The sequence below is a fragment of the Methanobacterium sp. genome, assembly GCF_038562635.1.
GTDB lineage: Archaea > Methanobacteriota > Methanobacteria > Methanobacteriales > Methanobacteriaceae > Methanobacterium_D.
Genome location: NZ_JBCFBO010000009.1, coordinates 1 through 3,503 on the forward strand (window position 1 = coordinate 1; position 3,503 = coordinate 3,503).

Below are 3,503 nucleotides of genomic sequence, written 5' to 3' on the forward strand. Positions count from 1 at the left end.
GTTGAACCATCATTCACCATTAAAACTTCAATTTCTTTTAATGATTGATTAACTAGTGAATCCAAGCATTCTTTAAGGTATTCTTCTACATTGTAAATTGGAACAATTACACTAACTTTTACGTTATTTTTTTGAATTCCATAGTTAGTGTTGAGTTCTTTTGTCATTTCGAAGTATTTTTTGGGTATTCCTTTGAATGGGAATTTTCCAAAGTATTTATTTCCTTTTTGAACGACTTCTAAATATTTCATTCTGTTCTTTTCAAAATCTAAAGCTTTAAGAAGTGATTCAACATCTCCTTTTTCGATGAAATAGTATTTAATCCGGTTTATTGCTCTTAAATCTTTGAAAACATCTTGGGGGATGGTTTTTATATATTCTTGAACAATCGGGATAAACTGGTTAGTATAATCCTTATTAACTTGATCTAATTTGTCAATGTAAAGTTTTAAGTCTAAATCTAGCCATTTGAAGTATTTATAGTAAATACAGGTTTTATCATTTACATTTTCTTCTATGAATTGGTCTACAGTTTTTAAAGCAGATAATCGGTCTGTAAAGTTAGTTATATCTGTTCTTTCTTGAGTTATGGATTTAGTTAATCCATCTCTTTCTCTCCAATAATAAATAATATCTGTTAAAACTGCGGTTGATCTGGATTTGAAATGTGCAGGGATAGTTACTGGAATATCTTCGTATAAAACTCCTTCTGGAAATTTTAAATCATTTTTTCTCCAGAATTCTGTTTTGAATAGTTTATTCCATGCTGTTGTGTCGTATATTAATTCTGGGTTTTTAGTGATGTGTGTGGATGTAATGTTTTCTTTAAATACTTTTGCATGTAAACTTGATGTGTATTCTCTTTTGGAATTAAATCGTATTACGTTTCCAGTTATTATGTCGTGTTCCCCGTTTTCAGACATTTCATATAATTTTTTATAAGCGTCCTTTGATAAGAAGTCATCAGAATCCACGAAAGCAATGTATTCTCCATTAACAAGAGGAATAGCGTAATTTCTTGCTTGGCCTAATCCTCCGTTGGGTTTTGTTATTAGGTGGAAGTTTTCGTATTTGTTTGCATATTCTGCAGCAATCTTACCACTGGAATCTGTTGAACCATCATTCACCATTAAAACTTCAATTTCTTTTAATGATTGATTAACTAGTGAATCCAAGCATTCTTTAAGGTATTCTTCTACATTGTAAATTGGAACAATTACACTAACTTTTACGTTAGACATCATTTATCGCCATATCTCCTAAAAATCAATATTTTAATAGTTATCCTATAGATAAATTTAAGTCTGTTCTTTTAAAATATCATCAAAAATATTTGGGGATACATTTTCTTCTTTGTGTGGGTTGTTATTTTTGTCAAAAACCGTGTCAAAAATGTTTTTACAAGCATTACCCTTTTCGTATTGGCAGTAGTTTTTATAGAAAGCATTTATTTTGTCTCGGTATCTTGATTTGATGGAATCTAATTTTAATAATTCTTCGATAACTTCATTTGAAGTTGATACTATAGGTCCGGGAGCTTCTTCTTCAAAATTTAAATAAAATCCACGTAAATTGTTTTTGTATAAGTCTAAATCATAAGTGAAAAATATCATGGGCTTGTCTAAAACGCCATAATCGAACATAGCAGAAGAATAATCGGTTATCATTACATCAGATATAATATATAACTCTTCTATACTATTATATCCAGTTACATCTATTACAAAATCATTTAATAATTCTCTTTTCAATCCTTTAGCTGAAAGAGGATGAGCCCTTAAGAGCAGAATGTACTCGTCTCCTAGTTTTTCTTTCATTGTTTTAAAGTCTAGCATTAAGTCAAATTTGTTTTTCACACGCCATGTTGGTGCGTATAAGATAACTTTTTTATTTTCAGGAATGTTTAATTCTTTTTTAATTTTATTTATAGTTTTAGGAGTGTTTAACATGAATATTTCATCTATACGTGGATAACCAGACTTTAAAAACTCTTTTTCAAACATAAAACATTGCTTAGTAATATCAGCTACTTTATCGCTGGACACAACAAGATAATCCCACCTGTTACACCTTTTTATATATTTATTTAAACTTTCTTCCGTTGTAAAGTCTCCTGGCACATCTATTCCTAGTGTTTTAAGGGGAGTCCCGTGCATGGTTTGGATTTCAACTGCACCTTTCCGTTTATTGTAAAAGTCAGGGAAGTTAACGTTATTTACAAAGTATTTAGCAGTGGCCATGTAGTAAAAGTATTTTAGAGATCTAAAACGTACTTTTTTTCCATTTCCTTTGATTTTCATGCTTTCGTCGAAGAATGCCCAGATACAGTCATATTCAGGATGATTTTTATCTATGTATTCGTATAGGTAGCGGGGATTACAGTTGTATTTATTGGTCCAATAGGATTCGAACACTATTCTTTTTTTATTTATTGGTAAAAGTCGCATTAGTGGATAAATGTATCTTTCTAAAGCTTCTCTTTTTCTAGTTGTATTGGCTTCCCGTGACCAAATTAAACTTACTTTTAAGCCTAAAAAACCATTAGAATTGATAAGTTTGTACTTATGTGTTTTAAAAATTTTATTTTTAAATTTACTGCTAGTCAGTGTTATTTTGTGAGATATGACATTATCTGGTTTAACATGGTAATCTACATAGAATTCCCAATCATCGCTAATGAATAAATTGTTATTTAATTCATCTTTAGTTTTAACAATAAACGTATTCTTTAAAACATTTTTGGTCTCTTCTATACTTTTTTCGCCAATAGAAATGGTAGTACCATATTTTTTAGAAACACACCTTAATTTTGAATCTATCACTACTTGTTTACCTAAGCTGCTTTTATTTAAACATGCGGAGAGTTTTAAAATATTATTTTCCCAATTATATGATTTTAAGTAGGTTTTAGCGCTGTGCTTTATTAGGTTAATATCTCCTGATTCAGAAATGTGTAAATGTAGTAGATAGTTTCCATAGATCTTCTTTTTATTAATTTTATTTCCAGTTAAAGATAATCTCTGGTCGTTTTTATAATATTCTACAAAGTATTTCCAATCCTTTAAATTTTTTATTAGATTATTGGGAATTATTGCAGTAAATCCTGTCGCATTTGGAAATTTGTCGAGTATTAGCTTGTTGAATTTAAAATCACGATTAATTTTTACATAAACTGGCATTTTTTCTCTTTTATAAAGCATTAATTCATTTTTTGATTTTTTATCGTCAAACCAGCCTTCAAGGTATAGATTGTTATCCTTAAAATAAGATTTAGTAATTCCGGAATGTTGTTCTTTTATAAAAAAGCACAAGTCTCCCTTAGCATTGTATTTAACTATAACTTTATTGTAAATAGCTAGATAGGGTTCTAGTTGGGATTCTATATTTGGGCTTCCTAAAATTATGTCCCTGTTTATTCCTGGCATTTGAAGGTTTATTATAAGTTTATATTTACCAGATCCTAGTTTTAGAAATTTAGGGTCATTTAAATCAATTTTTATATT

The 3,503-nt window shown here is 29.2% G+C and carries 2 protein-coding genes; both read right to left on the reverse strand.

Annotation, left to right across the window (positions count from 1 at the left end):
* A partial coding sequence (locus tag AAGU07_RS16445) for a glycosyltransferase (RefSeq protein WP_342460164.1) occupies window positions 1-1,241 on the reverse strand: 1,241 nt, incomplete at its 3' end.
* A gap of 57 nt (window positions 1,242-1,298) precedes the next feature.
* On the reverse strand, window positions 1,299-3,503 hold a 2,205-nt coding region (locus tag AAGU07_RS16450; RefSeq protein WP_342460165.1), incomplete at its 5' end, for a CDP-glycerol glycerophosphotransferase family protein.